The following is a 24,885-nucleotide window of genomic DNA, read 5'->3' as shown; positions in this document are numbered from 1 at the left end:
TCGACGCCGTTGTGTAGGCGCTTGCACATGATCTTGGCGATCCAGGCGTTGTAGTCACGCTGCCCGTAGATACCGAATGTGTGCAGCTCATTGGCGAAATCAGTATCAATCTCGGCATGTGCGGGAGCGGCGAAGGCGATTGCCGCCGCGGCACCGATCACTGCCAGCCCTGCAAGCTTCATGCGGTGAATCTTAGCCCATCTAAGCCTGTTTCGGTTGTGCGGTTCGATCACCCGATCACCGACAGCAGTGGGACATACTGCTCGGCGTGCGTCAGCGAACCGTGATGGCCGATCAAAGCTGACTCCAGAGGTTCGGCATGGCGTCTCAGCAACGCGGCTGAGCCGCGTGCGGCGGCGACGACATCGCCGATTCGGGACCGGACGTCGTCACGTACGCGAGGTCCGAACCAACCCTCCGCGATGGCCTCGTCCCGAGACATCACCCACGCCGAATCTCCCAGGCCGGTGCGCCACGCGGTGAGCACGTCGTCGGCCGCACCGGCAGCGGTGTAGACGTGCCGGGCGCGGGCTTCGCCGCCGACGGCGACCACCCCGTCGCGGAGTGCGTCGCACCCGTCGATGTCCACCGCCGCCGCCGGGTCGACTGCGACCATGCCGTGGTCGGCCACCACGGTCAGCAGGCATTCCGACGGCAAGGCCTCCAGCACCGACTCCACCAGGCGGTCGACCTGCCGCAACTGCATCCGCCAGGCCGGGGACCCGGGCCCGTGCAGGTGGCCCGTCATGTCGAGGTCGGGGTGGTATCCGTAACAGAAGCCGCTGCCTGCGACGGCCGCGATGACCTCGGCAGCGAGATCGCCGAGCGCATGCACGCCGACGTAACGTCCGCCGCGCAGCAGCGCCCGGGTCAGTCCGGAACCGGCGTACTCGGCGCCCGATACGACGGAGACCTCGAACCCGGCCGCACCGGCCCGTTCGAACGTGGTGGGCAACGGTTGGATCTGTTCGGGCACGACACGGTCGCGAAGGTCGGGTCCCCACGGGTGGGGGCGCCACCGCAGCGCGTTGATCACATCGAATTCCGGGCCGGCCTCGGGAACCCGGAACGAGTAGCCGACAAATCCGTGCTCACCCGAGCGGTATCCGGTGCCGATCGCCGCCAGTCCCGCTGCCGTGGTGGACGGGAACCCGACGTGCAGTGTCTGATTGGCCGACTTGTCCGACATGGCGGTGAGGACCGGCGCATCGGCGGCGTGCGCGGCCAGTAGATCGGCGCCGAGTCCGTCGATCAGCAGAACGCATGCTCCGCGGATCGGGCCGGGCCAGCGGATCCGCGCATCGAACCCGGGTGCTCCCATCGCGGCGAGCACCGACGGGACCACATCGGCCAGGTGGGGTGCATCAGGATGGGGACGCGCAGGCTCCACACCGCGAGCGTGCCACAGATCACGTCGGCGGGTTTTGCCGACGCAGACCTCGGCCCAAGCGTGCCCGACCACTCCGCCGTACCCGGTACGCTGGGTTTTCATGAAGCCGATGAAAGCCGTGATCCTCGCTGCCGCCCTGGTGGTGTCTGCAGGCGGGGCGTTCAGTGGCATCGCCAGCGCCGATCCGGACGCGCCGGCTCCCGTCCCCGCACCGGGCCCGCCCCCGGGTCCCGTCCAGGCGCCCGGTCCGCCCCCGGGGCCCGCCGAGGCGGCGCCCGCGGCCCCCGCTGCCGGGAAGGCGATTGACCACGACGGCCTCTTCGTCGTCGGTACCGATATCCAGCCGGGCAACTACGCCACGGCCGGACCGGTCGAGGGCGGCACCTGCTACTGGAAGCGGATGGCAGATCTGCACGGTGGCGACATCATCGACAACGCGTTCAGCAAGAAGCCGCAGGTCGTCACGATCGACGCCACTGACAAGGCATTCAAGACGAGCGGTTGCCAGCCGTGGCAGCCAACCGACGCCGTTCCCGACACCCCGGCCAACGGCGCCATCCCGGCGCTCGTCGGCCAAGCCAAGCTTCGCGCCTGGATGGACACCCTCAACAACAACGCGCGCAACTACGACGGGTCGCAGGTACCGCTGCCCTGACCGCTCGGCCGGTGATCAGCCCGGCGGAATCAGCGGCGGCCGGCAGGCATTGCCGACCGGGTCCCACCACCAGCCGTTGTCGCACATGGCCGGTGGCGACACCACCGGCGGGCGACAGTTATTGGCTACCGGGTCCCACCACGCGCCGTTCTCGCATTCCAGTGGTACGACCGGCGGGCGGCACACATTCGCCACCGGATCCCACCATTCTCCGGCCCCACAGTCGGCCCAGCTGACTGCCGGTGTGGCGACCGTAACCACTGCCATCAGACCGAACGGTGCCAGTACGGCGCCGATGCCTGCGGCGCAGCGGCCGATGATGCTGGTCATCTCAAACCTCCCCACAGAGATCACGTGACTCGAGCCTATCGGCCCACCGAGCGGGCTGCCAGGAATCGGACACGCCGCATTGTCGGTGAGCGCGACGATCTGGCGAGGACGTCGACCTCGCCAAATGCTTTGCTGCACAAGATCGCCCGAACCGGCATTCGCGCACCCTGGCGTGTCGTCCAGGAAGTGCACACCGCGCGGGGAGCGCGACCTGCATCGGCGCGCTGCTAGTCTGCGAGAGCTGCCGATTGCGCGAATCGCGGGCCGATCCGCCCGGCCGGCCGCGGCGGAAGCGTGACGAATCAGCTCAGTGGATGTGGATACGGAAAAGGGTGTTGTGCGCGGCGCAGAGATCAAGGCTCTGACGGGACTGCGCATCGTTGCAGCGGTGTGGGTGGTTCTCTTCCACTTCCGGCCTCTGCTCCACCAGGTGGCACCTGACGTCACCGAAGCGCTGGCCCCCGTGCTCGACCGCGGCGCACAGGGCGTCGACCTGTTCTTCATCCTCAGCGGATTCGTCCTGACCTGGAACTACATCGACCGGATGGGGCCGACCTGGTCCACGCGGGCCACGTTGCACTTCTTGTGGCTGCGGTTGTCGAGGGTGTGGCCGGTGTACCTCGTCACGCTCCACCTGGCCGCACTGTGGCTGATCTTCACCCTCAACGTCGGGCATATCCCACCCGAGGACACGAGTGGTTACAACGCCGTCAGCTATGTGCGGCAGCTGTTCCTGGTCCAACTGTGGTTCCAGCCCTACTTCGACGGCTCGAGCTGGGATGGGCCGGCGTGGTCGATCAGCGCCGAGTGGTTGGCCTACCTGCTGTTCGGAGCGCTGATCCTGGTCATCTTCCGGATCGCCCGCGCCACCCGGGCGCGCAGTCTGGTCCTGCTGGCCATCGCCGCCGCAGTGCCACCGGTCGTGCTGTTGATGGCCACCGGCCACTTCTACACCCCGTGGAGCTGGCTGCCCCGGATCGTCATGCAGTTCACCGCCGGCGCACTGGCATGTGCGGCGGTACGCAAGCTGCACCTGACGGATCGGACCCAGAAGGGTGCGGGCTACCTCGCGATCTTGTTGGGCGCCGCCATTGTCGGCGGACTGTACTTCTTCGACAAGCACCCGCTGAACACCGTCGGCGATGCCGGCGGCATGGTCGACATCCTCTTCGTACCGCAGGTTGTGGCCCTGGCGGTCGGCGTCGGCAGCCTGCCGGCGTTGCTGTCCACCCGCCTGCTGGTCTACGGCGGACAAATCTCGTTCGGCCTGTACATGGTGCACGAGTTGGTCCATACCGCCTGGATCTGGACCACCAGGCAATTCGAGCTGACCCTGACACCCACGCTCTCGGGTAAGGCGACCCTTCTCGGCCTGTTCGCGATCTCACTGATCGGCGCGATCGCGCTGTATCACCTCGTGGAAGAGCCGGCCAGACGCTGGATGCGCAGGATGGTCGACATCCGGCCGGTCGACCAGACGAACAAGAAACTGCACCGGATCGACACCGAGTCCGCGGACCGGTCCGACGAGGTTTCGGCCCGCGCGGGCTGACCGTTGTAACCATCCAAACCCGCTGCGCGACAGGTTGTTATGCCCTTGTTATCGCTGTGTCACCGACCGCCTATCTACGGCCGAGGTTCACACAATAGGCTGTCCCGGTATCGCGGTCCGAGACGAATTGTGTCTCGCCGGCAGTGGAGGTTGCAGTGAGTCGTCTGACCACTTTCATCGTCTCACTCGGCCTTCTGGTCGGGCTGTTCGCGCAGGCTCCTCAGCAGCGCTTCATCACCTCAGGACTGGATCCCCAGATCAGCCACATCGCGGTGATCGGGGACTCCTACACCACGGGCATGCTCGCCGAGGGCGGCATGGGACCGAGGAACTGGGCGCCGCTGGCCTGGCAGAAACTGGCGCAACGCGGTGTACAGGTGGACGCCGATGTGGTGGCCGAGGGCGGCGCCGGCTATGAGGCGCGCGGCAACCGTGGCAGCGTCTTCGCCGACCTGACTCCGAGGGCGGTACAGCCTGACGACGCGTTGATCGTCTTCTTCGGGTCGCGCAACGACAAGGACGCTGACCTGGGTGCGGTCACCCGGTTGAGCCACGATGCCCTGACGATGGCACGGCAGGCGGCCCCCACCGCGCGGATGCTGGTGATCGGGCCGCCGTGGGTGAACGCCGATGTGCCGCCGAATCTGTTCGGTGTTCGTGACATCCTGCGGGATCAGGCGCGGCAGGTGGGGGCGACGTTCGTCGATCCGATCGCCGAGCGCTGGTTCTTCGACAACCCGGAGTTGATCGGGGCCGACGGCATCCACCCGACCGACGCCGGCCACGCCTACATGGCGGACAAGATTGCACCGCTGATCGGTAAGGAGCTTCCGCGCTGGATCTGAGCGCGGGCTCAGCCGCTGGACGTGGTGCGAAACCGGTCCCGGTAGGCCTTCGGTGACACCCCGAGGTGATTGGTGAACACCCGCCGCAGGGTCTCGGCGCTCCCGAACCCGGCCAGCCGGGCCGTGTCTCCGACCTGGCGTCCGGCATCGAGGGCGGCTCGGGCGACATCGATCCGTACCATCTCGACATAGCGCGCGGGTGTGGTGCCCAGCTCGGCCTGGAACAGCCGCGTCAGCTGCCGTGTGCTCAGAGAGGCCAGTGCGGCAAGACTTTTCACGCTGTGGTCAGCGGTAGGGTCGGCCCCGATCGTGTCGGTGACGCGTCGTAACGCCGACTGTGCCGGAGCATCCGCCTCGACCAGGGTGGAGAACTGCGACTGGCCGCCGGCGCGCTTGAGATACACGACCAGCGATCTCGCGACATTGCGCACCAGATCGGCCCCGTGGTCAGACTCCACCAGGGCCAGCGCCAGGTCGATACCGGCCGACACGCCGGCTGAGGTGTAGATGTCCCCGTCGCGGATGAAGATGGCGTCGGGTTCGACCGAAATCGTAGGATAGGCCCGCGCCAGTAGGCGTGCGTGCCTCCAATGCGTGGTGGCCCGGCGGCCGTCGAGCAGTCCGGCCTTGGCCAGGATGAAAGACCCGGTGCAGATCGAGGCCAGGCGCCGGGTCTTGGTGGGCAGGTCTCGCAGCGCCGTCACCAGACCGGGATCGATCGGCCGGCCCACCAGATCGTCTCCGCCGGAGACCAATACGGTGTCTACGCCGTCGACCTCCGCGATGCGACCGGTCACTGCGAAGACGGTGCCGATCGAGGTGGTGACATCGGCGCCGTCCACCGAGGCGAACCGCAGACGATAGTCGGCGCCGAACCGGTTGGCCTCGGCGAAAACCTCGGCGGGCCCGGCGGCATCCAGCAGTTTCATCCCATCGAAGACGACGAACACGATCTCCCGTGGCCCCACAACCTCTGCCATCACCCCATTGTGTCGCTTTTTGTGGGAAAGATGGCTCATCGGACATGGGTCTATCTGGTGGCCACGACGCAGACTGGGATCACAGCGAAGCGCATCCAGAGTGCCGAGCCAGGTAAACCCATTATGAGACAAGGGGATTCGACATGGCAACGTCAACCGCCGACACAATCGCCGGGATCGAACTGCCGGATACCGCGCTGGTGCGGGAGACCACCGAATACATCCGCGACGTCGAGGACGACCTGCTGTTCCACCATTCCCGCCGGGTGTTCTACTTCGGCGCGCTACAGGGCCTGCGTCGAGGCCTGCGGCCCGATCTGGAACTGCTGTACGTCGGCGCGATGTTCCACGACATCGGGCTGACCGAGGATTACCGCACGACCTCGCAAATTCGGTTCGAGGTCGACGGTGCCGATGCCGCGCGGGACTTCCTGTTGCAGCGCGGGGTGGATGAGGCCGCGGCGCGCAGGGTGTGGCTGGGCATCGCATTGCACACCACCCCGGGGGTACCCGAGTTCCTGGACCCCGAGATCGCCTTGGTGACAGCGGGTGTCGAGACCGATGTGCTCGGGATCGGCCGCGATGACCTGGCGCCGGAGGTCCTGAGCGCTGTCACCGCGGCGCATCCGCGGCCAGACTTCAAGAACCGGATCCTGCACGCTTTCGCTGACGGAGTGCGGCAACGTCCCGAGTCGACCTTCGGCACCGTCAACGCCGATGTGCTCGCGCACTTCGATGATTCGTTCGTGCGTGAGGACTTCGTCGACGTCATCCGGAACAACAGCTGGCCGGAATAGGCTGTCCCGCAGGTGGACTTCGGTTGATCAGCCCTGGCTCGAGCGTCGTTCGGCGAGCTCGCGCAGAGGTTCCGGCAGGGCGTCGGCGCGCAGGATCTCGGGCAGAAGTTCCGGTTCCAGGGTCAGGGCCCGGAACACGAGCCCGATGGTGATGTCGTGGTCGGGCCGATCGGTCACCACGATCTCATCGCCCGCCGACACCGAACCGGGCGTGATCAGACGGAGGTAGGCACCCGGGATCGCGGTTCTGGTGAAGGTTTTCACCCACCCGTTGATCTGCAACCAGGTGGCGAACGTCCGGCACGGGATGCGCGGCCGGGACACCTCGAGTGCGAGCCCGTCGGAACCGACCCGCCACCGCTCACCGATGACGGCGTTGGTGACATCGATACCCGCCGTCGTCAGGTTCTCGCCGAACACACCGTTGGCGATCTCGCGGTCCAACTCGGTCTGCCAGTTGTCGAGGTCCTCACGGGCGTAGGCGTACACCGCCTGGTCGTCACCGCCGTGGAACTGCTGGTCGCCGATCGTGTCGCCGACCAGGCCGCTACCCAGCCCGCCGTGCATCGGGCCCGGCGCGCGTACCGCGACCGCCCCGCCGACGGGACGCTTGTCGATGCCGGTGACTGCGCGGCCCTCGGCGGTGTTGGGTCGTGGATGAGCCACGTTGACCGTCAGTACCTGCGCCATACCGCACAGCGTAGTGGCTTAGAAGAGCGGTGTCGCAACGCCATTCGGAGCCGCCGGCAGTGGTGGCACCGGCAGGCACAGCCCGGTCGCGGTGTCGAGCTGCCTGCCCGGTATGCAGAACGGCGAACAACCGTTGGTGACTCCGGTTTCCCCGGGCGGACACGCCGCCGAGCTCGGGGCCGGTGTCACGATCGTGGCCACTGCCATCGACCCGGCCGACAGCACCGCGGCCGACACCACCGTGAATACCCCGCGCCACACTGCGCTCGTCATTGGCCGTCTCCTCATGAGCTGCACCTCTTCGGACCCACGGGCGCAGTCTAAGCCGCGGGTTGCCTGCCGACGACCGGTTCGGTCCGCTAGCGTCACGTGGTTGTGCAGACCCTGATCGACTTTGACCGTGCGCCGGTGTTCGCCATCCCCACCATCGAGCCGGTAGGTGGGCTCACGGTTCGCGAGGGAATGCTCATCGAGGGGCCGCAGGGCTGGGGAGAGTTCAGCCCGCTGCCGCACGAGCGCGCGCTGGGCCGCTGGCTCACGGCGGCCACCGAGCCGGGAACCGTCGGCTGGCCCGATCCGGTGCGTGGGCGGGTACCCATCGCGGTCACCATTCCCGCTGTCGACGCCGCACGGGCACACCAGATCGCCGCTGCGTCGGGTTGTCGGACCGCGACCGTCGAGGTGGGTGTCGGGGGATTGGCCCAGGACGTAGAGCGGGTCCGGGCCGTGCGCGACGGGCTCGGCGCCGATGGAGTCCTCAGGTGTGACGCCAAGGGGCGGTGGGATCCGGATACCGCGGTGACCGCCATCGCTGCTCTCGATCGCGCGGTCGGCGGACTGGAGTTCATCGCGCAGCCGTGCCCCACGATCGATGAGCTGGCGCAGGTGAGGCGCCGGGTCGAGGTGCCCATCGCGGCCGGTGAGTCGATCCGCGAATCCGACGACCCGATCGGCTTGCGCCTCGGCGAGGCGGCGGACATCGCTGTGCTCGCGACCGGACCGTTGGGCGGGGCCCGGCGGGCGTTGCGGGTCGCCGAGTCGTGCGGGTTGCCCTGTGTGGTCACCTCGACGCTGGAGACGACCATCGGACTTGCGGCGGGGCTCGCGCTGGCGGGCGCGTTACCCCAGTTGGCGTTCGCGTGCGAGCTGGGAACCCGGGGATTTCTCGCCGGCGACGTCGTCGCGGATTCGCGTTCCCTGGTCGCGGTGGATGGCTACCTACCCGTCGCGCCGATGCCGCCGGCGCCGCAGCGCGACCGACTCGAGCAGTACGCCGTCACCGACCCGGCCCGGCTGGCCTGGTGGCGCGAGCGCCTGCAGAGTGCCATTTCTGGGTCGTGAACTGCCCCGATGCCGTATCGGGCGAGGTAAGACGGGACCGGGAGCAGCAACCCTCGCCGAACAGATTCAAGTAGCGCACTACGCATGTGTGCGACGTGGCGGCAACTCGAGAATCGACTTCGTCAGCTACCGCTGACGGGAAGATCCAACGGAGGATGCCATGTCGTTGTTCGCGAAGCTGTCGGAACTCCGGGCCGTGAGGACCCAGGACTCCGGTGGAGCCGACGAGCTCAGTATCAGCCGAGCTGATGGGTTTCAGTTCAAGGCTGTCTCGATGTGCCAGGGGGATGTGGTGGATCTGGACCGACTGCTGCCGTTCGACGGCCAGTTGGAGATCGTGTTGAGGGAGGTAGACGTGTGTACCGACGAGATGGAGGACGTCGGCTCGATATTCATCCGCTCCGACGAGTTGGGGCGGGGAGAGCTCACCCAGCAGTTCAGCGGCGCAGGCGCACTGTACGACCTGACGTACAAGGTCATCTGAGGCGTCAGTCCTGTACGGCCTTGGCGATCGCCACACATCGGGTGAGCCAGTCTGCGTCGGGCTCACGCGTTTCGGTCAGCTCCCACATCGCGTTGTGCACCATCCGTACGATGACCCAGGCTCGGGCCCGGTCGGGATCCAGGCCGGCGGCGTCGACCAGAGCAGCCAACCGGCGCCGGACCCCGTCGCGAACGTAACCCGCCAGCTCATCCCATCGGTTCCACAGCATCGGCGCGACCTCGTAGTGCGGGTCGCCGTTCATCGGTTTGGGGTCGATCACCAGCCATGGCTCGCGGTCGGCGGCGAGGACGTTCTCGTAGTGCAGGTCGCCGTGGATCAGAGTGCCGGTGACGCCGGTATCGGTCGCCAGGTCCCCGCCCAGGGTGATCGCCTGTTCCACGAGTCGACGCGGAACCGGGGCGTTGCGGGGGAGTCGCACCAGATCGGCCGTCCACCGTGAGGTGTACTCGGCCAGCGAACGCAGCTGGGGCAGCGGCGGCACGTGGATCCGGCCGTACAGATCGGCGACGATCTCACACGCCTCAATATCCCAGAGCTCGTTGAGATTTCGTTGGTGCAGCCGTTCCAGCAGCATGGTCCGCCGGTGCGGATCGGCCCGCAGCAACCGGACCGCTCCCGCTCCCGCCCAACGTCGCAACGCGAGGTGTTCGTGTTCGGACTCGTCATCGGGGAAGGCTGCCTTGAGCACCGCGGGCACACCCTCTCCGGTGCGTACCGGCAGCACGATCGAGCAATAGCCGTGATCAGCAGGTCCGTCGGCGCTCAGATCCCATTCGTCGAACTGGTCCCGGACCGTGCGTGGCAAGCCGTCGACCCACGACTGCCACTGCGGTCCACGCGTGCCCATCGCGCGCACCGCCTCGGGCAGATCGATCATCGCGCCCATCGTCGCACCCCGGCCCGCCCGCGCGGCACCCACTTTTGACAGACTGTGCCCCATGGCACAGATAACCTTCAAGGGAAACCCCATCAACACGGTCGGCGAGCTGCCGGCAGTCGGTAGCCCGGCCCCCGGCTTCTCGGTCACCGGCACCGATCTCGGCGCCGTCACCAGCGACCAGTTTCAGGGCAAGTCAGTGCTGCTGAACATCTTCCCGTCGGTCGACACCGGGATATGCGCCGCCAGCGTGCGTGCCTTCAACGAACGCGCTGCTGCCGGCGGCACCACGGTCCTGTGCGTGTCGAAGGACCTGCCGTTCGCGCTCAGCCGCTTCTGCGGAGCAGAGGGGATCGAGAACGTCGTGACCGCGTCGGCGTTCCGCGACAGCTTCGGTGAGGATTACGGAATCACCATGGCCGACGGTCCGATGGCCGGTCTGCTGGGCCGCGCCGTCGTCGTCATCGGTGCCGACGGCAACGTGGTCTACACCGAACTGGTGCCTGAAATCGTCCAGGAACCGAACTACGACGCCGCCCTGGCAGCGCTCCAGTAGTCGTCACTGTCCCTCACCGGCGCCACGCGCCGGTGAGGGACCGGCAGGCGGTCAGATCGGCCACTGCTCGCGGCGATGGGCCGCGTCGAAGAACATCCATTCGTATCTCGCCGTGACCTCGAAATGGGCTCGTGCGGCGGCCTCATCCGCCCCGCCCAGTGTCGGTCCCAGCCGATCCGTCAGGTCGAGTACCTCGGCAACGGTGGCCGCGTAGTCGTCACCGCCGTAGCTGTCGATCCAACGCTGATAGCGCCGATCGGGCGAACCGCGTTCCAGCAATGCCGCTCCGACCCGGGCGTAGATCCAGTAGCAGGGCAGGACCGCCGCCAAGCCTTCGGCGAACGTGCCGCTGTATGCGGCGGCGAGCAGATAGCTCGTGTACGCGCGTGTGGTCGGGGCGACCGGCGTCGCGTTCAGCGTCCCGATATCCAGCCCCAATTCTGGGAGCAGTTCGCTGTGCAGACCCAATTCGACATCGAAGACCTCGGCGGCATGCCGGGAGAACATCGCGGTGTCGGCCAGGGTGGGGGCCTTGGCGGCGACGATGGCCAGCGCGCGGGCGTAGTCGCGCAGGTAGTGGACGTCCTGTGCCACGTAATGGGCGAACGCCGCGTCGTCCAGGCTGCCGTCGGTCAGGCCGGTCAGGAACGGGTGCGCGAGGATCGCGGTGAACGTCGGCTCGATCGGCTCCCAGAGCCGGGCCGACCAGGATTGCGGATGCGCGTCGGAATGCATGTCACCATCGTGTCAGGTGGCCCGCAAACGCGGTGCACCCTCCCCGCGCGTCCTGCACCGCAACGATTTTCGCGGCGGCGTGGTCAAATCGGACCTGCCCCGGGCACTTTGCCGACACGGCCGGTATCCACCCCGGCGGAACGATGCCGGTGACGGTATGCCGGCGCCGTCGCAAATGCTGCAAACAGCGTGCGCGGTAACTGTTCGGTCACGGTCCTGCATCTGATCGAGCCTGCGCCCCAAACCAATTGGGCAAACGAACCGCCCGGGGGTACAAATGGTTGACCCGGCTGACAACGACCAGCGGCCGGTGTCGCCTTCCGGTGGTCGAGAGAGTTGATGTTCGATGAGACGTACCTTTGCCCTGTTGTTCGGTCTGGCATTTCTGGTAGCGGCTCCCGGACTGGCCGGCGCCGCACCGATCGAACGCCCCACCGGCAACCAGCGCTATGTCGATCTGGTGATCGCCCGCGCGATGTCACAGCGCGGTGTGCCCTTCAGCTATGGGGGCGGGGACATGAACGGGCCGACCCGTGGTGTGGCCCGCAGCCTGCCTGCTCCGGGCCTGGCTCCCGCGAGCCCGCCGCTCGCGGGCGGAGGTCTGACACCGGGACTGTCGACGCCCACGGTGACTGCTCCGGTTGCTCCGGTACTGACCCCGGGTTTCGGCGTTGCGCCGGATCCCTCGGCGAACGTGGTCGGATTCGATGCCTCCGGGCTGATCGTCTACGCGTTCGGCGGAGCCGGCGTGAAGATGCCGCGGTCGTCCGGTGAGCAGTACAAGGTGGGGCAGAAGGTGCTGCCCGCCCAGGCGCTGCCCGGTGACCTGATCTTCTACGGACCTGAGGGCACCCAGAGTGTGGCGCTCTACCTCGGCAACAACCAGATGATCCAGGGCACCGAGCCCGCGGTCGCGGTCACCCCGGTCCGCGCCGAGGGCATGACGCCCTACCTGGTCCGCATCATCGCCTGACACCGGATATTCGTGCGTCCGAGGCGGCTCAGTAGTCCGTAGGCTCTGAGCTGTCGACGACGAAGGGCGCACAGCACCGATGGAACAGACACCGGCAACCACGCGGACCGTATTTCCCGACATCAGTTCACGGGCTTGGGAACATCCGGCGGACCGCACCGCGCTGACCGCGTTGCGCCGGCTCAAGGGGTTCGATCAGATCCTCAAGGTGCTGTCGGGGATGTTGCGCGAACGCAAGCACCGGTTGCTGTATCTGGCCAGTTCGGCGCGGGTGGGTCCGCGGCAGTTCGCCGACCTCGACGCGCTGCTCGACGAATGCGTGCAGGTGCTCGACGCCCAGGTGCGCCCGGAGTTGTTCATCATCCAGTCGCCGGAAGCCAATGCGTACTGCATCGGCATGGAGGACCCGTTCATCGTCATCACGTCGGGCATGTATGAGCTGATGACGCATGACGAGATGCGCTTCGTCATCGGCCATGAGCTCGGCCACGCCCTCAGCGGTCATGCCGTCTACCGCACGATGCTCCATCACGTGCTGCGCCTGGCCTCGTCGTTCGGCTTCATCCCGATCGGTGGCTGGGCACTGCGCGCGATCGTCGCCGCCTTGCAGGAATGGCAACGCAAATCCGAACTTTCGGGCGACCGCGCGGGGCTGCTGTGCGGACAGGACTTCGACATGGCAATCCGGGTGGAGCTGAAGTTGGCGGCAGGTCGTCACCTCGACAAGCTCGACTCGCAGGCGTTCCTCGCCCAGGCGCGTGACTATGACGCGACCGGCGATATGCGCGATGGGGTGCTCAAACTGCTCAACCTGGAGTTGCAGACGCATCCCTTCTCGGTGCTTCGGGCGGCGGCGCTGACCAAGTGGGTCGATACCGGCGGCTATGGCGCGATCATGGCCGGCAACTACCCGCGGCGGGCCGACGATGCGACGGCGAGCTGGACCGATGACGTCAGCGCGGCGGCGCGTCATTACAAGGACGGGTTCGACCAGTCCAATGACCCGTTGATCCGGGGCATCCGGGATGGCTTGGGTGGTGTGGTCGACGGCGTGGGGCAGGCCGCGACGAATGCGGCCGACTCGATGGGCCGCAAGATCTCCGAGTGGCGCCGCAACACCGGACCGGGCGAGGAATAGCGCGCCGGTGGGTAGTTGCCGTCGGATCAACGGTAAGCCCCTAGACTAGGCGCTCGTGGGCATCCTCTTTGGCTTCGCGCCGTGGATCATCTATTGGGTACTCGTCGGCAACGTGCCGTTCCTGGTCGCCGTGCTGGTGGCACTCGCGGCGGCGATCGCGACGTTCACGATCAGCCGGATCTCCGGCGTACCGGGGCGCACTCTCGAGATCGGCGCGCTCGCGACCTTCGTCGTGCTCACGATCTTGACCCTGGTACTCAGCCAGGACGTCATGGAGCGCTGGATGCAGCCGCTGAGCAATGCGGGCATCTTCCTGGTCGCGTTGATCGGGTTGGTGCTCGGCAGGCCGTTCGTGCTGGAGTTCGCGGCGGCGGGCCAGCCCCCTGGAGTCGTGGAAAGCGATCTGTTCCAACGGATCGTGAAGATCCTCACCTGGATCTGGGTCGGAGCCTTCGCCGGGATGACGGTCTCCTCGGTGATCCCGCCGATCGTGCAGGGCGACGCCACGATTCTGGACACCAAGACACCGCTGTCGTTCATCTGCTACTGGGTCATCCCGTTCACGCTGCTCGGTCTGGCGGCGTTGGCGTCACGCATCCTGCCCGACCGGATGACGGCGGGCATGAACGACATCGTGCGGAAGACCACGTTTGTGGCGTTCTCCGAGGCTGAGATCGACCAGCTCTACTACCTGGCTCAAGAGCACGCCAACCGTGAGGTCGGCGCCGGACAGGAAGCCTATGACGTTCGGGTCGGTGGTTCGGCAACGCCGTTGGTGGGCGATGAATCTCGCATGTCGTGGCCCTCGACCTACAAGGTGCGCGACCGCAAGAGGTAGCACCTCAGCGGGCCGGCATCATCCCCAGCAGTCCGAACATCATGACGAGGCCCGGCAGCAGGTTGGTCACCTGGTGGGCGATGATGCCGCCCCACAAACTTCCGGAGTACAGCCGCGCCAATGCAATTGGGATGGCGACCACCAGCAGCAGCGGAGCCCGCTCGGGTTCCAGGTGTGCCAAGGCAAATACGAGGGTGGACACGATCACCGCGACGATGCGCCCCCACCGTTGCTCGAGCGCACCCCAGAGCAGTCCGCGGTACACCACCTCTTCGCAGATCGGTGCGATGAACGCGACGAGGAGCAGGACGGCCACCGCCAGCGGCCACTGCGTCTGAACACCTTCGTAGACCCCGCCGACGGCTGAGGTCGCGTCGGGTCCGACGATCGACTGGTACAGCAACGCGGCCGGCAGTGTGACGAACAGCCCGCCGATGCCGAATGCCAACCCGAGACCGACTGCACGCCAGGACCACTGCCATCGAAAGTCGATACGTGCACCGTTGCCGCGCCATTTCGCGATGGCGACGGCAAGAGTCGCGGCGACGAGGGTGGGCACCCCGATCGCCAGCGTGATCAACCCGACCGGCGGCGGGCCAGGGGGCGCGAACAGACCGAACGCGGCCGAGGTGAGCAGATAGACGGCCTCAACGATGACGAAGGCGCCGAGGCCCCAGCGGTGTGCGTTCACTTGGTTCCGAAGATGCGGTCACCCGCATCGCCGACGCCGGGGACTATGTACCCCTGCTCGTCGAGTTCCCGGTCCAGTGCCGCAGCGTAGATGGGTACGTCCGGATGCGCATGCTGCATCGCGGCGACACCTTCCGGACACGTCAGCAGGCAGACGAACTTGATGGATCGGGGCCCGTATTCCTTGATGCGGTCGATTGCCGCGACGGCCGAATTGCCCGTGGCCAGCATCGGATCGACGACCACCACGTCACGTTCTCGCAGATCGCCGGGCAGCTTGCAGTAGTACTCCACGGCGACACGGGTCTTCGGATCGCGGTAGAGGCCGATATGGCCGACGCGGGCGCTGGGCATCACGCTGAGCATGCCGTCCAGGATGCCGCTTCCGGCCCGCAGAATGGACACGAACACGAGTTTCTTGCCGTCGATCACGGCTCCCCTCATGGATTCCAGTGGCGTCTCGATGTCGATGTCGTGGACCGGGATGTCGCGCAGCACCTCGTAGCTCATCAACATCGAGATCTCGTTGAGCAACTGGCGAAATCCTTTCGTGGACACGTCCTTCTGCCGCATCAGGGTCAGCTTGTGCTGTACCAGCGGATGATCGATGACGTGCAGATTGCCCATGGCGCTGCTCCTCAGAAGACCGTGCCGTCACTGACGATGGACAGCGGGGGACGGCCGTCGCGCAGGCGTGCGGCCAGTACCCGCCCCGTCGCCCAGGTTCCGCCCTCCAGCACACAGGCCAGCGGCAACTGCGGGGCATCGAGACGAGCGCGGACCCGCGGCGCCAGTTCATCGAGCAGCGCAACGGTCAGTGCCCGCCACTCGACCACGATCTCGTCGCCCACTGCCCAATCCGGCTCGGCGAATGCGGGATCACGGAGCCGCAGGACACCGGTGTCGAGGAGCAGACCGCCGTTGCGGTACTCGGGTAGCCCGGTGAGGCTGTCGAGTTCGGTGACCACGACACCGGCCCGTTCGAACGGTTCCAGCAGCGAGTAGGTCAGCCACTGGGACAGCTTGTGAAACGGCATCCAGCCCCGTGAGAGACCTCGACCCGGGACCGCCTGATGCCGCCAGCAGTCACCGAGTGGTTGACCTCCGATGGTGTTGTCGGCCGGCCACACTTCCGACAGTGCGTCCAACAACGTCGAGAGCAGGTCGTGGGCCGAGACGGTCGGACCCGTGACCGTGTCGAACAATCCACCGGGGCGGCCATCCGGGCCGAACACGTCTGTGCGGGCAGTCAATTGCGCGCCGAGGCGACGCAGCAGCTGCACCCGACCGGGAAGCCCGACCAACGGATTCCGGGGGCCGGCCTGGAAGGCGCGGCCCAGGCTCTCGGCGTCGAGCCGGCTCAGTGCGGTGGCATCGGCTTGCAACGGATTGGCTGGATCGCTGGAGAACAATCCGCTGCAGAATGCGTGCCAACTGGCCACGCCCAACCCCTCGGAGCGGTTCAGGCGAAGGTCGGTACCGGATTCGGTGTAGTGCCAATCGGTTCCGGCGCCGGCATCGAGCAATACGCTCACCACGGCCAGGTCGAGCATCGATCGAGCCTGGACGGCCGTATCCAAATTGGCTGTGTGCGAATCCAACTCGGCTCGGCGATCCACGCCTCCGGCCTCGAAATGGCGCCACCTGCTGTGGTAGGGGATCGCGAGTGTGGGGTATCGGGCGCGGGTGACGTCAGCGACCTCGGCGGCCGCCGGATCCAGGGCGGCGTCGTCGACCAGGAACCAGGGCGAGCCGCCGTTCCGGGCGCGCTGCAGAAGATGTTGGGCCCGTTCGCGGATCGCGGAGGTGGTGCGCAGCGCCGCGACGGCGGCCGAGGTGTCGAGGGTTGTGGTCATGGGGTGAGCCCGCGCCCTTTGACGATCTTGAGTTCGTCGATGTCGGGTACTGGCCCGGGTGTGAAATACCCGGCGGCCATCTTGGCGTCGATCTCGACCCGGGCATCGGCCGGGATCAGGTCGTCGGGGATGTTGACCCGCTCACCGACCTCGATCCCCGAACCGGTGATCGCGTCGTATTTCAGGTTGCTCATCGACACCAGGCGGTGGATCTTGCGGACGCCCAGCCAGTGCAGGACATCGGGCATGAGCTCCTGGAATCGCATGTCCTGCACGCCCGCCACACATTCGGTGCGGGCGAAGTACTGGTCGGCGGTGTCGCCGCCGTCCTGGCGCTTGCGAGCGTTGTAGACGAGGAACTTGGTCACCTCGCCGAGTGCACGACCTTCTTTGCGTGAGTAGGCGACCAGGCCGACCCCGCCACGCTGGGCTCCGCCGATGCATTCTTCGATCGCATGCGTGAGATAGGGCCTGCACGTGCAGATGTCGGAGCCGAAGACGTCCGAGCCGTTGCACTCGTCGTGTACCCGAGCGGTCAGTTCCACGGTCGGATCGGCCAGATCGAGTGGTGCGCCGAAGATGTAGACGGTCTGCCCGCCGATCGGCGGCAGGAACACCTCGAGATCACTGCGGGTGACGAGTTCGGGGTACATACCCCCGGTCTCCTCGAACAGCACCCGACGCAACGCGGTCTCGGTGCAGCCGAATCGGGCGGCCACCCCGGGCAGGTACCACACGGGCTCGATCGCGGCCTTCGTCACCAGTGCCGCACCGCTTTCCAGCAGGATGTGGCCGTCCGGGTGCAGCCGGCCGGCGGCGATGGCGGTGGCGATCTCCGGCACCATCACATGGGCCTTGGTCACCGCGATGGTCGGCCGGATGTCGAAGCCGGCAGCCAGTTCGGCGGCGAACGAGTCGGCGACCAGTGCGCCCCACGGATCCAGGCTGACGATCGTCTCCGGTCGGCTCCACTGGGGGTATGGCCCGATCACATCGGTGGGGGCGGTGTTGGTCAGATCGGCGCGGTGGTCGGGCGAGAGTGCGCCCGCGGCGACGGCCAAGGCCCGGTACACGCTGTAGGACCCGCTGTGGGTGCCGATCACGTTGCGGTGCGCGCGCGTAGTGGTGGTACCGATCACCGGACCGCGCTCGGCGGCGGTCGCTGCGGCCCACTGGACCGTCGGCGTACCCGCGACAGCACTGTGGGACGTCAACCGGATATGCCGGGCCTTCGTCGGCTCCGCGGACCCACCACCTGAATCGGCCACCATGTCGGTGCTCCTTCCTCCGTGCCCGCGCCCGGCTGAGACATTCCAGTCAACCCCGATTCGGCAGGTTCTGCATGCGGTGTGCCCGTACCGTCGACTCGTGCGGTGGATCGTGGACGCGATGAACGTGATCGGATCGAAGCCGGACGGCTGGTGGAAAGACCGCCGCGGCGCGATGGCGGGCTTGGTGGAGCGGCTCGAGCGCTGGGCTTCGGCCGAGGGACACCGGGTGACGGTGGTGCTCGAAGGACCGACGACGCCGCCGATCGAGTCGGACGTCGTCGAGGTGGCTCATGCTCCACGGGCGTCCGCGAACTCCGCCGACGACGAGATCGTGCGGCTGGTTCACGCGGACTCGCGACCCGACGCGATCACGGTCGTGACTTCGGACGTCACACTGGCCGAGCGGGTTCGAGCGCTTGGCGCGCTCGTGCAACCGGCGGCAGGATTCCGCGACCTGATCGATCGATTCTGAGTTCCCGGGTGTCGCACTGGACTACCGTCACGGCATGCTCGACGATGCGGTCAGCATCAGCGGTGTTGACCTGACCGATCCGGCGGTCTACGAGGCGGGCATGCCGTTCGAGGCGTTTCGGGAACTGCGGCGGTGTGCTCCGGTCGCGTGGCACCCGTACTCCAAGGGGCCCGGCTTCTGGGCCCTCACCCGGTATGACGAGGTCCTCGCCGTATCTCGGGACAGTGCGACGTGGTCCTCCCAGCAGACCGGAGTCTTCTTCGACGTGCCACCGCAGTCGGAGGCATTCCAGCTCAGCTTGATGATGTTGACGATGGATCCACCGCGGCACACGGCGCTGCGAACGTTGGTGAGCAAGGGGTTCACGCCGCGTCACGTGGCACGGTTGAACACACGTATGGCAGACCTGGCAAGCGAGACCATCGAGGGCGTGTTGGACCGCGGTGAATGCGATTTCGTGTCCGACGTCGCCGGGGTGTTGCCGTCATATGTGATCGCCGAACTCCTCGGTATCTCGCACGAGGACGGCCGCCGCCTGTACGAGCTGACCGAGGCGATGAACTCCGAGAAAGTCGGCGCTCCCACCGAAACGGTCATGCAGGCGCAGCTCCAGATGTTCGAGTACGCGTCGGCGCTGGCCGAACGCAAACGCGCCGACCCGGGCGATGACATCGCGACTGCACTGCTGCACGCCGAGGTGGACGGCCAACGTCTCACCGACCTCGAGTTCAACCTGTTCTTCCTGTTGCTGATCAACGCAGGCGGAGACACCACCCGCAATCTGGTCGCAGCCGGGACGTTGGCACTGCTCGAGCATCCCGACGAGCGGGCCCGGCTGGTGTCGGACCCGGGCTTGTTGCCGACAGCGGTCGAGGAGATGCTGCGGTACGTCAGCCCCGTTACCGTATTCGCCCGCACCGCAACGAAAGACACCGAATTACACGGGGTTCGCATCGCCGAAGGGGAACGGGTGGCGATGTTCTTCCCGTCGGCCAATCGCGACGATACGCATTTTGTCGATCCCGACCGTTTCGACATCGGCCGCAATCCGAATCCACACCTGGCGTTCGGCGGCGGAGGCACCCACTTCTGCCTCGGAGCCAACCTCGCCCGGGTGGAGGCGGCGGCCATCTTCCCCGAAATCCTGCACAAGATGAAGGATCTGGAGGTCACCGGGCCGGTGAAGCGGGTGCGTTCGAATCTGATGAACGGCATCCATTCGATGCCGGTGCGGTTCAGCGCAGCGTGATCAGCCTGCGGGCCGGCGTGCCGGCTGCAGGCGTACCGTCTCGATCTCTTGCTCGATGATCAACTGCCGCAGGGTTTTCCGGTCGAATTTCCCGCTGGACAGGGTCGGTATCCGGTCACTGGTGGTCAGCGCCCAGCGGGTCGGAACCTTGTAGGCCGACAATTGGTCCCGAGAGTAGGCGGCCAGGGCCGCCAGGTCTAGATCCCCGGTGGGCACCACGACCGCGCAGACTTCCTCGCCGCGCTGCGGGTCGTCGATGCCGACGACCACACACTGGGCTACGTCGGCAGACTCGGCGATGACGGCCTCGACCTCCAGCGGCGAGACGTTGGCCCCGGCGGCTTTGATGAGGTCGGTGGTGCGCCCGACGTAGAACAGGCGGGGATCGCCGTCGCGGCGGTACACCTTGTCGCCGGTGTGGTACCACCCGTCGGCGTCGAAGGTCTCGGACCGTTCGCGCTTGTTGTAGCCGGCCATCACCCCGACCCCGCGGATCAGGAGTTCACCGGTGTCCCCGGTGGCCACCGGGGACCCGTGTTCGTCGACGATGGCCATGTCGGTGAAGGCGAAGCCTCCTGCTGTCTCAGACATGGTGCGGTGCACCGGAAATCCGTCGGGCACGTCGGTCATGGCGATGTCGAGCGGGCCGTCGCGCAACATCGGTGCGCTGCTCAGGTCACGATCGGCGAACGACGGATGCTCACGCAACCGCTGGGTGAACGCCGGCCAGCCCACGATCCCGGTGATCCGCTCGCGCTCAGCCAGGTCCAAAGCGGTGCCGGGATCCAGTTTCGGCATCACCACGAGCGTGACGGGTTCGTGCATGGCGCCGGTGACCGCGAGCAGTCCGCCGATCCAGAAGAACGGCATCGCGCACAGCACCCGGGACTGGCCCTCGCACCCGGTGATCGCCCGGATCGCGGCGGGCCAGGTCGAGGTCTGACGCACCAGCGTGCCGTGCGTGTGCAGCACGCCTTTGGGATCGGCCGTCGAGCCAGAGGTGTGCACCATGATGGCGAGGTCGGCGGGGGAGACCTCGGCTTCCGCGGCGGTGAGAACCTCGGCAGGCACCCGGTCGGTGACCTCGACGCGCGACGCCCAGGGGCGCCCGTCATCGCCGATCACCGCGATGCGACGCAGATAGGGCGCGGCGTGCAGGGCGAGCCGGCTGCCGGAGTGGCCGGCCAGTTCGGGCAGGGCCGCCTCCAACCGTTCGGCGACGTCGATGTTCAGCACCGTGCTGGGGGCGATGAGTAGCCCGATGTCGGCCAGTCGCAACACCTTTGCGATCTCGGCGGGCGCGTAGATCGTGCTCAGCGGCACCGCCACTGCCCCGATTCGCGACACCGCGAGCCACCAGGTCACCCACTCGGCACCGTTGGGGAAGAACAGCCCGACGCGGCTGCCCTTGCCCACCCCTTCGTGCAGCAGCCATCGCGCCAGATCGGCGGATCGGCGTTCGGCCTCGATGTAGGTGAGCCGATCGGTGGGAGTGACCAGGTACACGGACTCACCGAACTCGGCGACGCAGCGCTGCAGGAGCGCGGGAACGGTCAACGGAGGTTGCGTCACCCGCCCATCTTCTCCAATGGGTGATGCCGGTGCGCTCGCGGTGGGTCAGTGGCTCCCGCAGGCCGCGCAGTCGTCGCGTGGCGGGCGCGGGTCGCGGGGATTGTCGGGGTCGGGATCACCGAACCACCGTGACGGCTGATGCTCGGGGTAGGAGTCGTGCCAGGACCACCACTCGTAGGCCTTGGTCTGCGGGTATCCCGGTGGGGAGTCCTCCCAGCTCTCCTGACGGCCGAGCGCGGTCATGTCCAGGAAGTTCCAGGTGTTGACGAATGCCTCGTCGCCGCGGTTGTCGATGAAATAGGTGCGGAATATCCGATTCCCGTCGCGGATGAACGCGTTGGTGCCGTGCCATTCGTCGACACCGAAGTCCACGTCGAACTCAGCGCCGGTGCGGGGAACCATGGTGTACCAGGGATGGCTCCATCCCATGCGCGCCTTGATCCGGGCGATGTCGGCCTGCGACCCGCGTGAGGCGTACACAAGGGTGGTGTCGCGGGCGTTGAGATGGGCGAGGTTGCCGATGTGGTCGGCCATCAACGAGCAGCCGACACATCCATGATCTGGCCAGCCGTGCAGGCCCGGGTCGAGGAAGGCGCGGTACACGATCAGCTGCCGGCGCCCGGCGAACAGGTCGAGCAGGGTCGCGGCGCCTCCCGGGCCTTCGAACTCGTAGTCCTTTTCGACAGGGGTCCACGGCATGCGCCGGCGCAGCGCCGCGAGCCGGTCCCGCGTGCGGGTGAATTCCTTTTCTTTGACCAGCATTTCGTCGAGTGCGGCCTGCCAGTCTGCGGCCGGCACGATCGGTGGATTCTTCACGGCTGCTCCCGTCATCGGTACGTGCGGTGCCCATCCAACGTTCAACACATCAGTTGAATAACCCTTCCTTCAGGGAACCACGGCTCACGGCTATAGTCAACAAGGTGGTTGAAGATCAAGTTCTGGACCGCGCATATTCGGCCCTGGCCGATTCGACACGTCGGCGGCTGCTGGAGACCCTGCGTCAAGGTGACGCCCGGATCAGCGACCTGGCCGCCCCGCTGCCCATGACGTTCGCCGGAGTGTCACGGCATATCGGGGTGCTGGAAGCCGCCGGTCTGGTGCAACGCGAGGTCCGCGGGCGGGAGCACTGGGTGTCGCTCAAGCAGGACGGGTTGACGATGGCTCAGCAGTGGATGAACGAGCAGACGGACTTCTGGTCGAGTCGCGCCGATGCGCTGGCCGCGCGGTTGCGGCGGCGGGCGGACCCTCGATGACCGACGCACCGACCGTCCGGGTACAACGGCTGATGCCCGCGACACCCGATGTGGTGTTCGACCAATGGCTGGACCCCGAGTCGCTGCGGGAATGGATGTGTCCGCGTCCGGTGCACTGCGTCGAGGTGGTCGTCGAACCCCGCGTCGGCGGGCTGGTGCGCTTCGATGTCGACGATTCCGGTACCGGCGTACTGATCACGGGCCAGTTTCTGACCATCGATCGACCCCGCGTGCTGCGCTTCACCTGGAGCAACTCGAACTGGATCGATCCGACCGTGACCAGCATCGTCAACGTCGAATTCGAGCCGGTCGCCGATGGGCAGACGATGATGTCGATCGAGCATTCCCTTTTGCCGCCAGAGGAATTCGACGGTTTCCACAGCGGGTGGACTCTCACGTTCGAACAGTTGGGTGCCCATCTCATCCGGGAGCGCGACTTAGACTGAGGCCATGGATAGCGGCACTCAGGTTCAGTACGAGGCCCCGGCAGGCCTGCTGCGTATCGAGGACTGCCTGGACGGGGACGGCGGCATCGTGATGCCCCCGGGCACCACTCTGATCTCGCTCATCGACCGCAACATCGCCCACGTCGGCGACCTGGTGGCGTACCGCTACCTCGATCACAGCCACGCCGAGGAAGAGGTCTTCGAGCTGACCTGGACCCAGCTGGGCGTTCGGCTACGGGCCGTCGCTGCGCTGCTGCAGCAGGTCACCGCCCGGGGCGAGCGGGTCGCCATCCTCGCACCGCAGGGCCTCGACTATGTCGTCGGCTTCTTCGCGGCGATCAAGGCGGGGAACATCGCGGTGCCGCTGTTCGCGCCGGAACTGCAGGGCCACGCCGAACGACTCGAAACCGCGCTGCTCGATTGCCGTCCGACCACGGTGCTCACCACCGCGTCCGCCGCCGACGCCGTTGAGGCGTTCCTGGCGAAGCTGCCGGACACCGTGCGTCCTGAGGTGGTGGCCATCGATGAGGTGCCCGATTCGGCGGGGGACGGCTTCACCGCCATCCCGGTCGATCCCGACGACATCTCCCACCTGCAGTACACGTCGGGCTCGACACGCCCACCGGTCGGGGTCGAGATCACCCACCGTGCGGTCGGTACCAACCTGCTGCAGATGATCCTGTCCATCGATCTGCTGAACCGAAACACCCACGGACTCAGCTGGTTACCGCTGTATCACGACATGGGCCTGTCGATGATCGGGTTTCCCGCGGTGTATGGCGGGCACTCGACGCTGATGTCGCCGACCGCGTTCATCCGTCGCCCGCAGCGCTGGGTCCGGGCGATGTCGGAGGCATCGAAGAGCGGCCGGGTCATCACTGCGGCACCGAACTTCGCCTACGAGTGGACGGCTCAGCGCGGAGTGCCCGCCGCGGGGGAGGACATCGACCTGAGCAATGTGGTGCTCATCATCGGTTCGGAACCCGTGATCCCCGAGGTGATAACGGGATTCAACGACGTGTTTGCGCCCTACGGGCTACCGCCCACGGCGTTCAAACCGTCGTACGGCATTGCCGAGGCGACACTGCTGATCTCGACGATCGCTCCGGCCGAGCAGGCCTCGGTGGTCTACTTCGACCGAGAGCAACTCGCCGTCGGGCGTGCGGCCCGCGTCGACGCCCACGCCGAGGGCGCCGTCGCGCATGTGTCCTGTGGTCACCCGGCCCGCAGCCTGTGGGCGGTGATCGTCGATCCGGGGACTGCCGATGGGGGAGCGGAGGAAGTGCCCGACGGTCAGGTCGGGGAGATCTGGTTGCACGGCAACAACATCGGCCGCGGCTATTGGGGCCGACCCGAGGAGACGCGCAAGGCATTCGGGGTGTCGCTGCAGTCACGGCTTGCGGCAGGCAGTCACGCCGAGGGGTTGCCCGGGCACGCCACCTGGCTGCGCACCGGCGATCTGGGGGTCTATTTCGAGGGCCAGTTCTACGTGACCGGGCGAATGGCCGACCTGGTGCAGATCGACGGTCGTAGCCACTACCCGCAGGACATCGAGTCCACCGTGGCGGAGGCTTCACCATTGGTCCGGCGCGGCTACGTCACGGCGTTCACCGTGAATGCCGGCACCGACGGTGACGGCGCGGGGTTGGTGGTGATCGCTGAACGTGCGGCCCGCACCAACCGTGCCGACCCCCAGGAGGCGAGCGATGCCATCCGGGCGGCGGTGGCCGACCGGCACGGATTGGCGGTGGCGGATCTGCGATTCCTGCCGGCAGGTGCGATTCCGAGAACAACCAGCGGCAAGCTGGCCCGGGTGGCCTGTCGTGGTGAGTATCTGGAGGGCACATTGGGCGTGCGGTGACCGTTCACCGCGG

At 66.9% G+C, this 24,885-nt stretch carries 28 protein-coding genes and 1 pseudogene; 15 read left to right on the top strand and 14 right to left on the bottom strand.

Going from position 1 to position 24,885, the window contains the following annotated elements; genetic code table 11:
* Together AB0I14_RS31315 and AB0I14_RS31310 are read right to left on the bottom strand one after the other, a co-directional pair.
* A pseudogene (locus AB0I14_RS31315) lies at positions 1–182 on the bottom strand (DUF732 domain-containing protein); the annotation flags it as partial.
* Positions 183–229: 47 nt separating this feature from the next.
* Positions 230–1,390 (bottom strand): alkaline phosphatase family protein, encoded by a 1,161-nt coding sequence (locus tag AB0I14_RS31310; RefSeq protein ID WP_358030628.1) that lies wholly within the window; start codon positions 1,388–1,390, stop codon positions 230–232.
* 100 nt (positions 1,391–1,490) lie between these two features.
* Between AB0I14_RS31310 and AB0I14_RS31305 the strand changes: the two genes are divergently transcribed.
* Complete coding sequence (locus AB0I14_RS31305) at positions 1,491–2,045, top strand: hypothetical protein (RefSeq protein ID WP_358030600.1); 555 nt, start codon at positions 1,491–1,493, stop codon at positions 2,043–2,045.
* A 15-nt stretch (positions 2,046–2,060) separates the two neighbouring features.
* Here the strand turns inward: AB0I14_RS31305 and AB0I14_RS31300 are convergent, their stop codons facing one another.
* Positions 2,061–2,312: a hypothetical protein gene (locus AB0I14_RS31300; RefSeq protein ID WP_358030626.1), complete on the bottom strand. Its 252-nt coding sequence runs from the start codon at positions 2,310–2,312 to the stop codon at positions 2,061–2,063.
* Positions 2,313–2,712: 400 nt separating this feature from the next.
* Between AB0I14_RS31300 and AB0I14_RS31295 the strand changes: the two genes are divergently transcribed.
* Entirely contained in the window at positions 2,713–3,927 is a 1,215-nt protein-coding gene (locus tag AB0I14_RS31295; RefSeq protein ID WP_358030624.1) for an acyltransferase, read from the top strand.
* Positions 3,928–4,082: 155 nt separating this feature from the next.
* Positions 4,083–4,772, top strand: a complete 690-nt coding sequence (locus AB0I14_RS31290) for a GDSL lipase (RefSeq protein WP_358030597.1) — start codon at positions 4,083–4,085, stop codon at positions 4,770–4,772.
* An 8-nt stretch (positions 4,773–4,780) separates the two neighbouring features.
* Here the strand turns inward: AB0I14_RS31290 and AB0I14_RS31285 are convergent, their stop codons facing one another.
* Positions 4,781–5,752, bottom strand: a complete 972-nt coding sequence (locus AB0I14_RS31285) for a GlxA family transcriptional regulator (RefSeq protein ID WP_358030595.1) — start codon at positions 5,750–5,752, stop codon at positions 4,781–4,783.
* Between the two features lie 143 nt (positions 5,753–5,895).
* On the opposite strand from AB0I14_RS31285, the gene AB0I14_RS31280 reads away from it, so the two are divergent.
* A complete protein-coding gene (locus AB0I14_RS31280; protein ID WP_358030592.1) occupies positions 5,896–6,549 on the top strand; it encodes an HD domain-containing protein in 654 nt (217 codons plus the stop codon).
* 27 nt (positions 6,550–6,576) lie between these two features.
* Here the strand turns inward: AB0I14_RS31280 and AB0I14_RS31275 are convergent, their stop codons facing one another.
* Together AB0I14_RS31275 and AB0I14_RS31270 are read right to left on the bottom strand one after the other, a co-directional pair.
* Complete coding sequence (locus tag AB0I14_RS31275) at positions 6,577–7,239, bottom strand: MOSC domain-containing protein (RefSeq protein ID WP_358030589.1); 663 nt, start codon at positions 7,237–7,239, stop codon at positions 6,577–6,579.
* A gap of 18 nt (positions 7,240–7,257) precedes the next feature.
* The gene (locus AB0I14_RS31270) at positions 7,258–7,512 is read right to left on the bottom strand and encodes a hypothetical protein (protein WP_358030586.1); all 255 of its coding nucleotides are present in this window, start codon (positions 7,510–7,512) and stop codon (positions 7,258–7,260) included.
* Between the two features lie 102 nt (positions 7,513–7,614).
* Here AB0I14_RS31270 and AB0I14_RS31265 point away from each other — a divergent pair, with 102 nt between their 5' ends.
* Both AB0I14_RS31265 and AB0I14_RS31260 read left to right on the top strand, forming a co-directional pair.
* Positions 7,615–8,580: an o-succinylbenzoate synthase gene (locus AB0I14_RS31265; protein WP_358030583.1), complete on the top strand. Its 966-nt coding sequence runs from the start codon at positions 7,615–7,617 to the stop codon at positions 8,578–8,580.
* Between the two features lie 160 nt (positions 8,581–8,740).
* Complete coding sequence (locus tag AB0I14_RS31260; RefSeq protein ID WP_358030580.1) at positions 8,741–9,064, top strand: hypothetical protein; 324 nt, start codon at positions 8,741–8,743, stop codon at positions 9,062–9,064.
* 4 nt (positions 9,065–9,068) lie between these two features.
* On the opposite strand, the gene AB0I14_RS31255 is transcribed toward AB0I14_RS31260, so the two are convergent.
* Positions 9,069–9,962: an aminoglycoside phosphotransferase family protein gene (locus AB0I14_RS31255; protein ID WP_358030622.1), complete on the bottom strand. Its 894-nt coding sequence runs from the start codon at positions 9,960–9,962 to the stop codon at positions 9,069–9,071.
* Between the two features lie 61 nt (positions 9,963–10,023).
* On the opposite strand from AB0I14_RS31255, the gene tpx reads away from it, so the two are divergent.
* Positions 10,024–10,518, top strand: a complete 495-nt coding sequence (gene tpx / locus AB0I14_RS31250) for a thiol peroxidase (protein WP_358030577.1) — start codon at positions 10,024–10,026, stop codon at positions 10,516–10,518.
* 51 nt (positions 10,519–10,569) lie between these two features.
* Here the strand turns inward: tpx and tenA are convergent, their stop codons facing one another.
* Entirely contained in the window at positions 10,570–11,253 is a 684-nt protein-coding gene (tenA, locus tag AB0I14_RS31245) for a thiaminase II (RefSeq protein WP_358030574.1), read from the bottom strand.
* Between the two features lie 346 nt (positions 11,254–11,599).
* Here tenA and ripD point away from each other — a divergent pair, with 346 nt between their 5' ends.
* From ripD to AB0I14_RS31230, 3 genes are all read left to right on the top strand, one after another.
* Entirely contained in the window at positions 11,600–12,226 is a 627-nt protein-coding gene (gene ripD / locus AB0I14_RS31240; RefSeq protein ID WP_358030571.1) for an NlpC/P60 family peptidoglycan-binding protein RipD, read from the top strand.
* Positions 12,227–12,305: 79 nt separating this feature from the next.
* Complete coding sequence (locus tag AB0I14_RS31235) at positions 12,306–13,364, top strand: M48 family metallopeptidase (RefSeq protein WP_358030568.1); 1,059 nt, start codon at positions 12,306–12,308, stop codon at positions 13,362–13,364.
* A 55-nt stretch (positions 13,365–13,419) separates the two neighbouring features.
* Positions 13,420–14,202 carry a hypothetical protein gene (locus AB0I14_RS31230; protein WP_358030565.1) on the top strand — a complete coding sequence of 261 codons (783 nt, stop codon included), beginning with the start codon at positions 13,420–13,422 and terminating at the stop codon, positions 14,200–14,202.
* 4 nt (positions 14,203–14,206) lie between these two features.
* Here the strand turns inward: AB0I14_RS31230 and AB0I14_RS31225 are convergent, their stop codons facing one another.
* Genes AB0I14_RS31225 through AB0I14_RS31210 form a run of 4 tightly spaced genes read right to left on the bottom strand, consistent with a single transcriptional unit; the run spans position 14,207 to position 18,019 of the window.
* Complete coding sequence (locus tag AB0I14_RS31225; protein ID WP_358030561.1) at positions 14,207–14,893, bottom strand: type II CAAX endopeptidase family protein; 687 nt, start codon at positions 14,891–14,893, stop codon at positions 14,207–14,209.
* Complete coding sequence (gene upp, locus AB0I14_RS31220; protein ID WP_358030558.1) at positions 14,890–15,519, bottom strand: uracil phosphoribosyltransferase; 630 nt, start codon at positions 15,517–15,519, stop codon at positions 14,890–14,892. Before upp ends, AB0I14_RS31225 begins: the two co-directional genes overlap by 4 nt.
* Positions 15,520–15,530: 11 nt before the next feature.
* The gene (locus AB0I14_RS31215; RefSeq protein WP_358030555.1) at positions 15,531–16,748 is read right to left on the bottom strand and encodes a URC4/urg3 family protein; all 1,218 of its coding nucleotides are present in this window, start codon (positions 16,746–16,748) and stop codon (positions 15,531–15,533) included.
* On the bottom strand, positions 16,745–18,019 hold the full coding sequence (locus tag AB0I14_RS31210; protein WP_358030552.1) for a GTP cyclohydrolase II: 1,275 nt from the start codon (positions 18,017–18,019) through the stop codon (positions 16,745–16,747). The genes AB0I14_RS31215 and AB0I14_RS31210 overlap by 4 nt, the downstream gene beginning before the upstream one ends.
* 97 nt (positions 18,020–18,116) lie before the next feature.
* Here AB0I14_RS31210 and AB0I14_RS31205 point away from each other — a divergent pair, with 97 nt between their 5' ends.
* Positions 18,117–18,491 carry an NYN domain-containing protein gene (locus AB0I14_RS31205; protein ID WP_358030549.1) on the top strand — a complete coding sequence of 125 codons (375 nt, stop codon included), beginning with the start codon at positions 18,117–18,119 and terminating at the stop codon, positions 18,489–18,491.
* Between the two features lie 34 nt (positions 18,492–18,525).
* A complete protein-coding gene (locus AB0I14_RS31200) occupies positions 18,526–19,740 on the top strand; it encodes a cytochrome P450 (protein WP_358030542.1) in 1,215 nt (404 codons plus the stop codon).
* Here AB0I14_RS31200 and AB0I14_RS31195 read toward each other — a convergent pair whose 3' ends face one another.
* Positions 19,741–21,312 carry a class I adenylate-forming enzyme family protein gene (locus tag AB0I14_RS31195; RefSeq protein ID WP_358030539.1) on the bottom strand — a complete coding sequence of 524 codons (1,572 nt, stop codon included), beginning with the start codon at positions 21,310–21,312 and terminating at the stop codon, positions 19,741–19,743.
* Positions 21,313–21,357: 45 nt separating this feature from the next.
* Complete coding sequence (locus AB0I14_RS31190) at positions 21,358–22,128, bottom strand: DUF899 domain-containing protein (protein WP_358030536.1); 771 nt, start codon at positions 22,126–22,128, stop codon at positions 21,358–21,360.
* A 104-nt stretch (positions 22,129–22,232) separates the two neighbouring features.
* Between AB0I14_RS31190 and AB0I14_RS31185 the strand changes: the two genes are divergently transcribed.
* Genes AB0I14_RS31185 through AB0I14_RS31175 form a run of 3 tightly spaced genes read left to right on the top strand, consistent with a single transcriptional unit; the run spans position 22,233 to position 24,872 of the window.
* A complete protein-coding gene (locus tag AB0I14_RS31185; protein ID WP_358030533.1) occupies positions 22,233–22,565 on the top strand; it encodes a metalloregulator ArsR/SmtB family transcription factor in 333 nt (110 codons plus the stop codon).
* The gene (locus AB0I14_RS31180; protein WP_358030530.1) at positions 22,562–23,011 is read left to right on the top strand and encodes an SRPBCC domain-containing protein; all 450 of its coding nucleotides are present in this window, start codon (positions 22,562–22,564) and stop codon (positions 23,009–23,011) included. The genes AB0I14_RS31185 and AB0I14_RS31180 overlap by 4 nt, the downstream gene beginning before the upstream one ends.
* A gap of 4 nt (positions 23,012–23,015) precedes the next feature.
* A complete protein-coding gene (locus tag AB0I14_RS31175) occupies positions 23,016–24,872 on the top strand; it encodes a fatty acyl-AMP ligase (protein WP_358030527.1) in 1,857 nt (618 codons plus the stop codon).
* Positions 24,873–24,885 lie beyond the last annotated feature (13 nt).

This window comes from Mycobacterium sp. NPDC050441, from assembly GCF_040655355.1.
GTDB lineage: Bacteria > Actinomycetota > Actinomycetes > Mycobacteriales > Mycobacteriaceae > Mycobacterium.
This window is presented reverse-complemented; position numbering and strand designations above follow the sequence as displayed.

What these genes read in the sequence shown, in the direction of transcription:
- AB0I14_RS31180 (WP_358030530.1), top strand. Translation starts at nt 22,562, where the DNA reads ATGACCGACGCACCGACCGTCCGGGTACAACGGCTGATGCCCGCGACA.
- AB0I14_RS31210 (WP_358030552.1), bottom strand. Translation starts at nt 18,019, where the DNA reads ATGGTGGCCGATTCAGGTGGTGGGTCCGCGGAGCCGACGAAGGCCCGG.
- AB0I14_RS31270 (WP_358030586.1), bottom strand. Translation starts at nt 7,512, where the DNA reads ATGACGAGCGCAGTGTGGCGCGGGGTATTCACGGTGGTGTCGGCCGCG.
- upp (WP_358030558.1), bottom strand. Translation starts at nt 15,519, where the DNA reads ATGGGCAATCTGCACGTCATCGATCATCCGCTGGTACAGCACAAGCTG.
- AB0I14_RS31215 (WP_358030555.1), bottom strand. Translation starts at nt 16,748, where the DNA reads ATGACCACAACCCTCGACACCTCGGCCGCCGTCGCGGCGCTGCGCACC.
- tpx (WP_358030577.1), top strand. Translation starts at nt 10,024, where the DNA reads ATGGCACAGATAACCTTCAAGGGAAACCCCATCAACACGGTCGGCGAG.
- AB0I14_RS31255 (WP_358030622.1), bottom strand. Translation starts at nt 9,962, where the DNA reads ATGATCGATCTGCCCGAGGCGGTGCGCGCGATGGGCACGCGTGGACCG.
- AB0I14_RS31305 (WP_358030600.1), top strand. Translation starts at nt 1,491, where the DNA reads ATGAAGCCGATGAAAGCCGTGATCCTCGCTGCCGCCCTGGTGGTGTCT.
- AB0I14_RS31200 (WP_358030542.1), top strand. Translation starts at nt 18,526, where the DNA reads ATGCTCGACGATGCGGTCAGCATCAGCGGTGTTGACCTGACCGATCCG.
- AB0I14_RS31175 (WP_358030527.1), top strand. Translation starts at nt 23,016, where the DNA reads ATGGATAGCGGCACTCAGGTTCAGTACGAGGCCCCGGCAGGCCTGCTG.
- AB0I14_RS31280 (WP_358030592.1), top strand. Translation starts at nt 5,896, where the DNA reads ATGGCAACGTCAACCGCCGACACAATCGCCGGGATCGAACTGCCGGAT.
- AB0I14_RS31275 (WP_358030589.1), bottom strand. Translation starts at nt 7,239, where the DNA reads ATGGCGCAGGTACTGACGGTCAACGTGGCTCATCCACGACCCAACACC.
- tenA (WP_358030574.1), bottom strand. Translation starts at nt 11,253, where the DNA reads ATGCATTCCGACGCGCATCCGCAATCCTGGTCGGCCCGGCTCTGGGAG.
- AB0I14_RS31285 (WP_358030595.1), bottom strand. Translation starts at nt 5,752, where the DNA reads ATGGCAGAGGTTGTGGGGCCACGGGAGATCGTGTTCGTCGTCTTCGAT.
- AB0I14_RS31300 (WP_358030626.1), bottom strand. Translation starts at nt 2,312, where the DNA reads ATGGCAGTGGTTACGGTCGCCACACCGGCAGTCAGCTGGGCCGACTGT.
- AB0I14_RS31235 (WP_358030568.1), top strand. Translation starts at nt 12,306, where the DNA reads ATGGAACAGACACCGGCAACCACGCGGACCGTATTTCCCGACATCAGT.
- ripD (WP_358030571.1), top strand. Translation starts at nt 11,600, where the DNA reads ATGAGACGTACCTTTGCCCTGTTGTTCGGTCTGGCATTTCTGGTAGCG.
- AB0I14_RS31260 (WP_358030580.1), top strand. Translation starts at nt 8,741, where the DNA reads ATGTCGTTGTTCGCGAAGCTGTCGGAACTCCGGGCCGTGAGGACCCAG.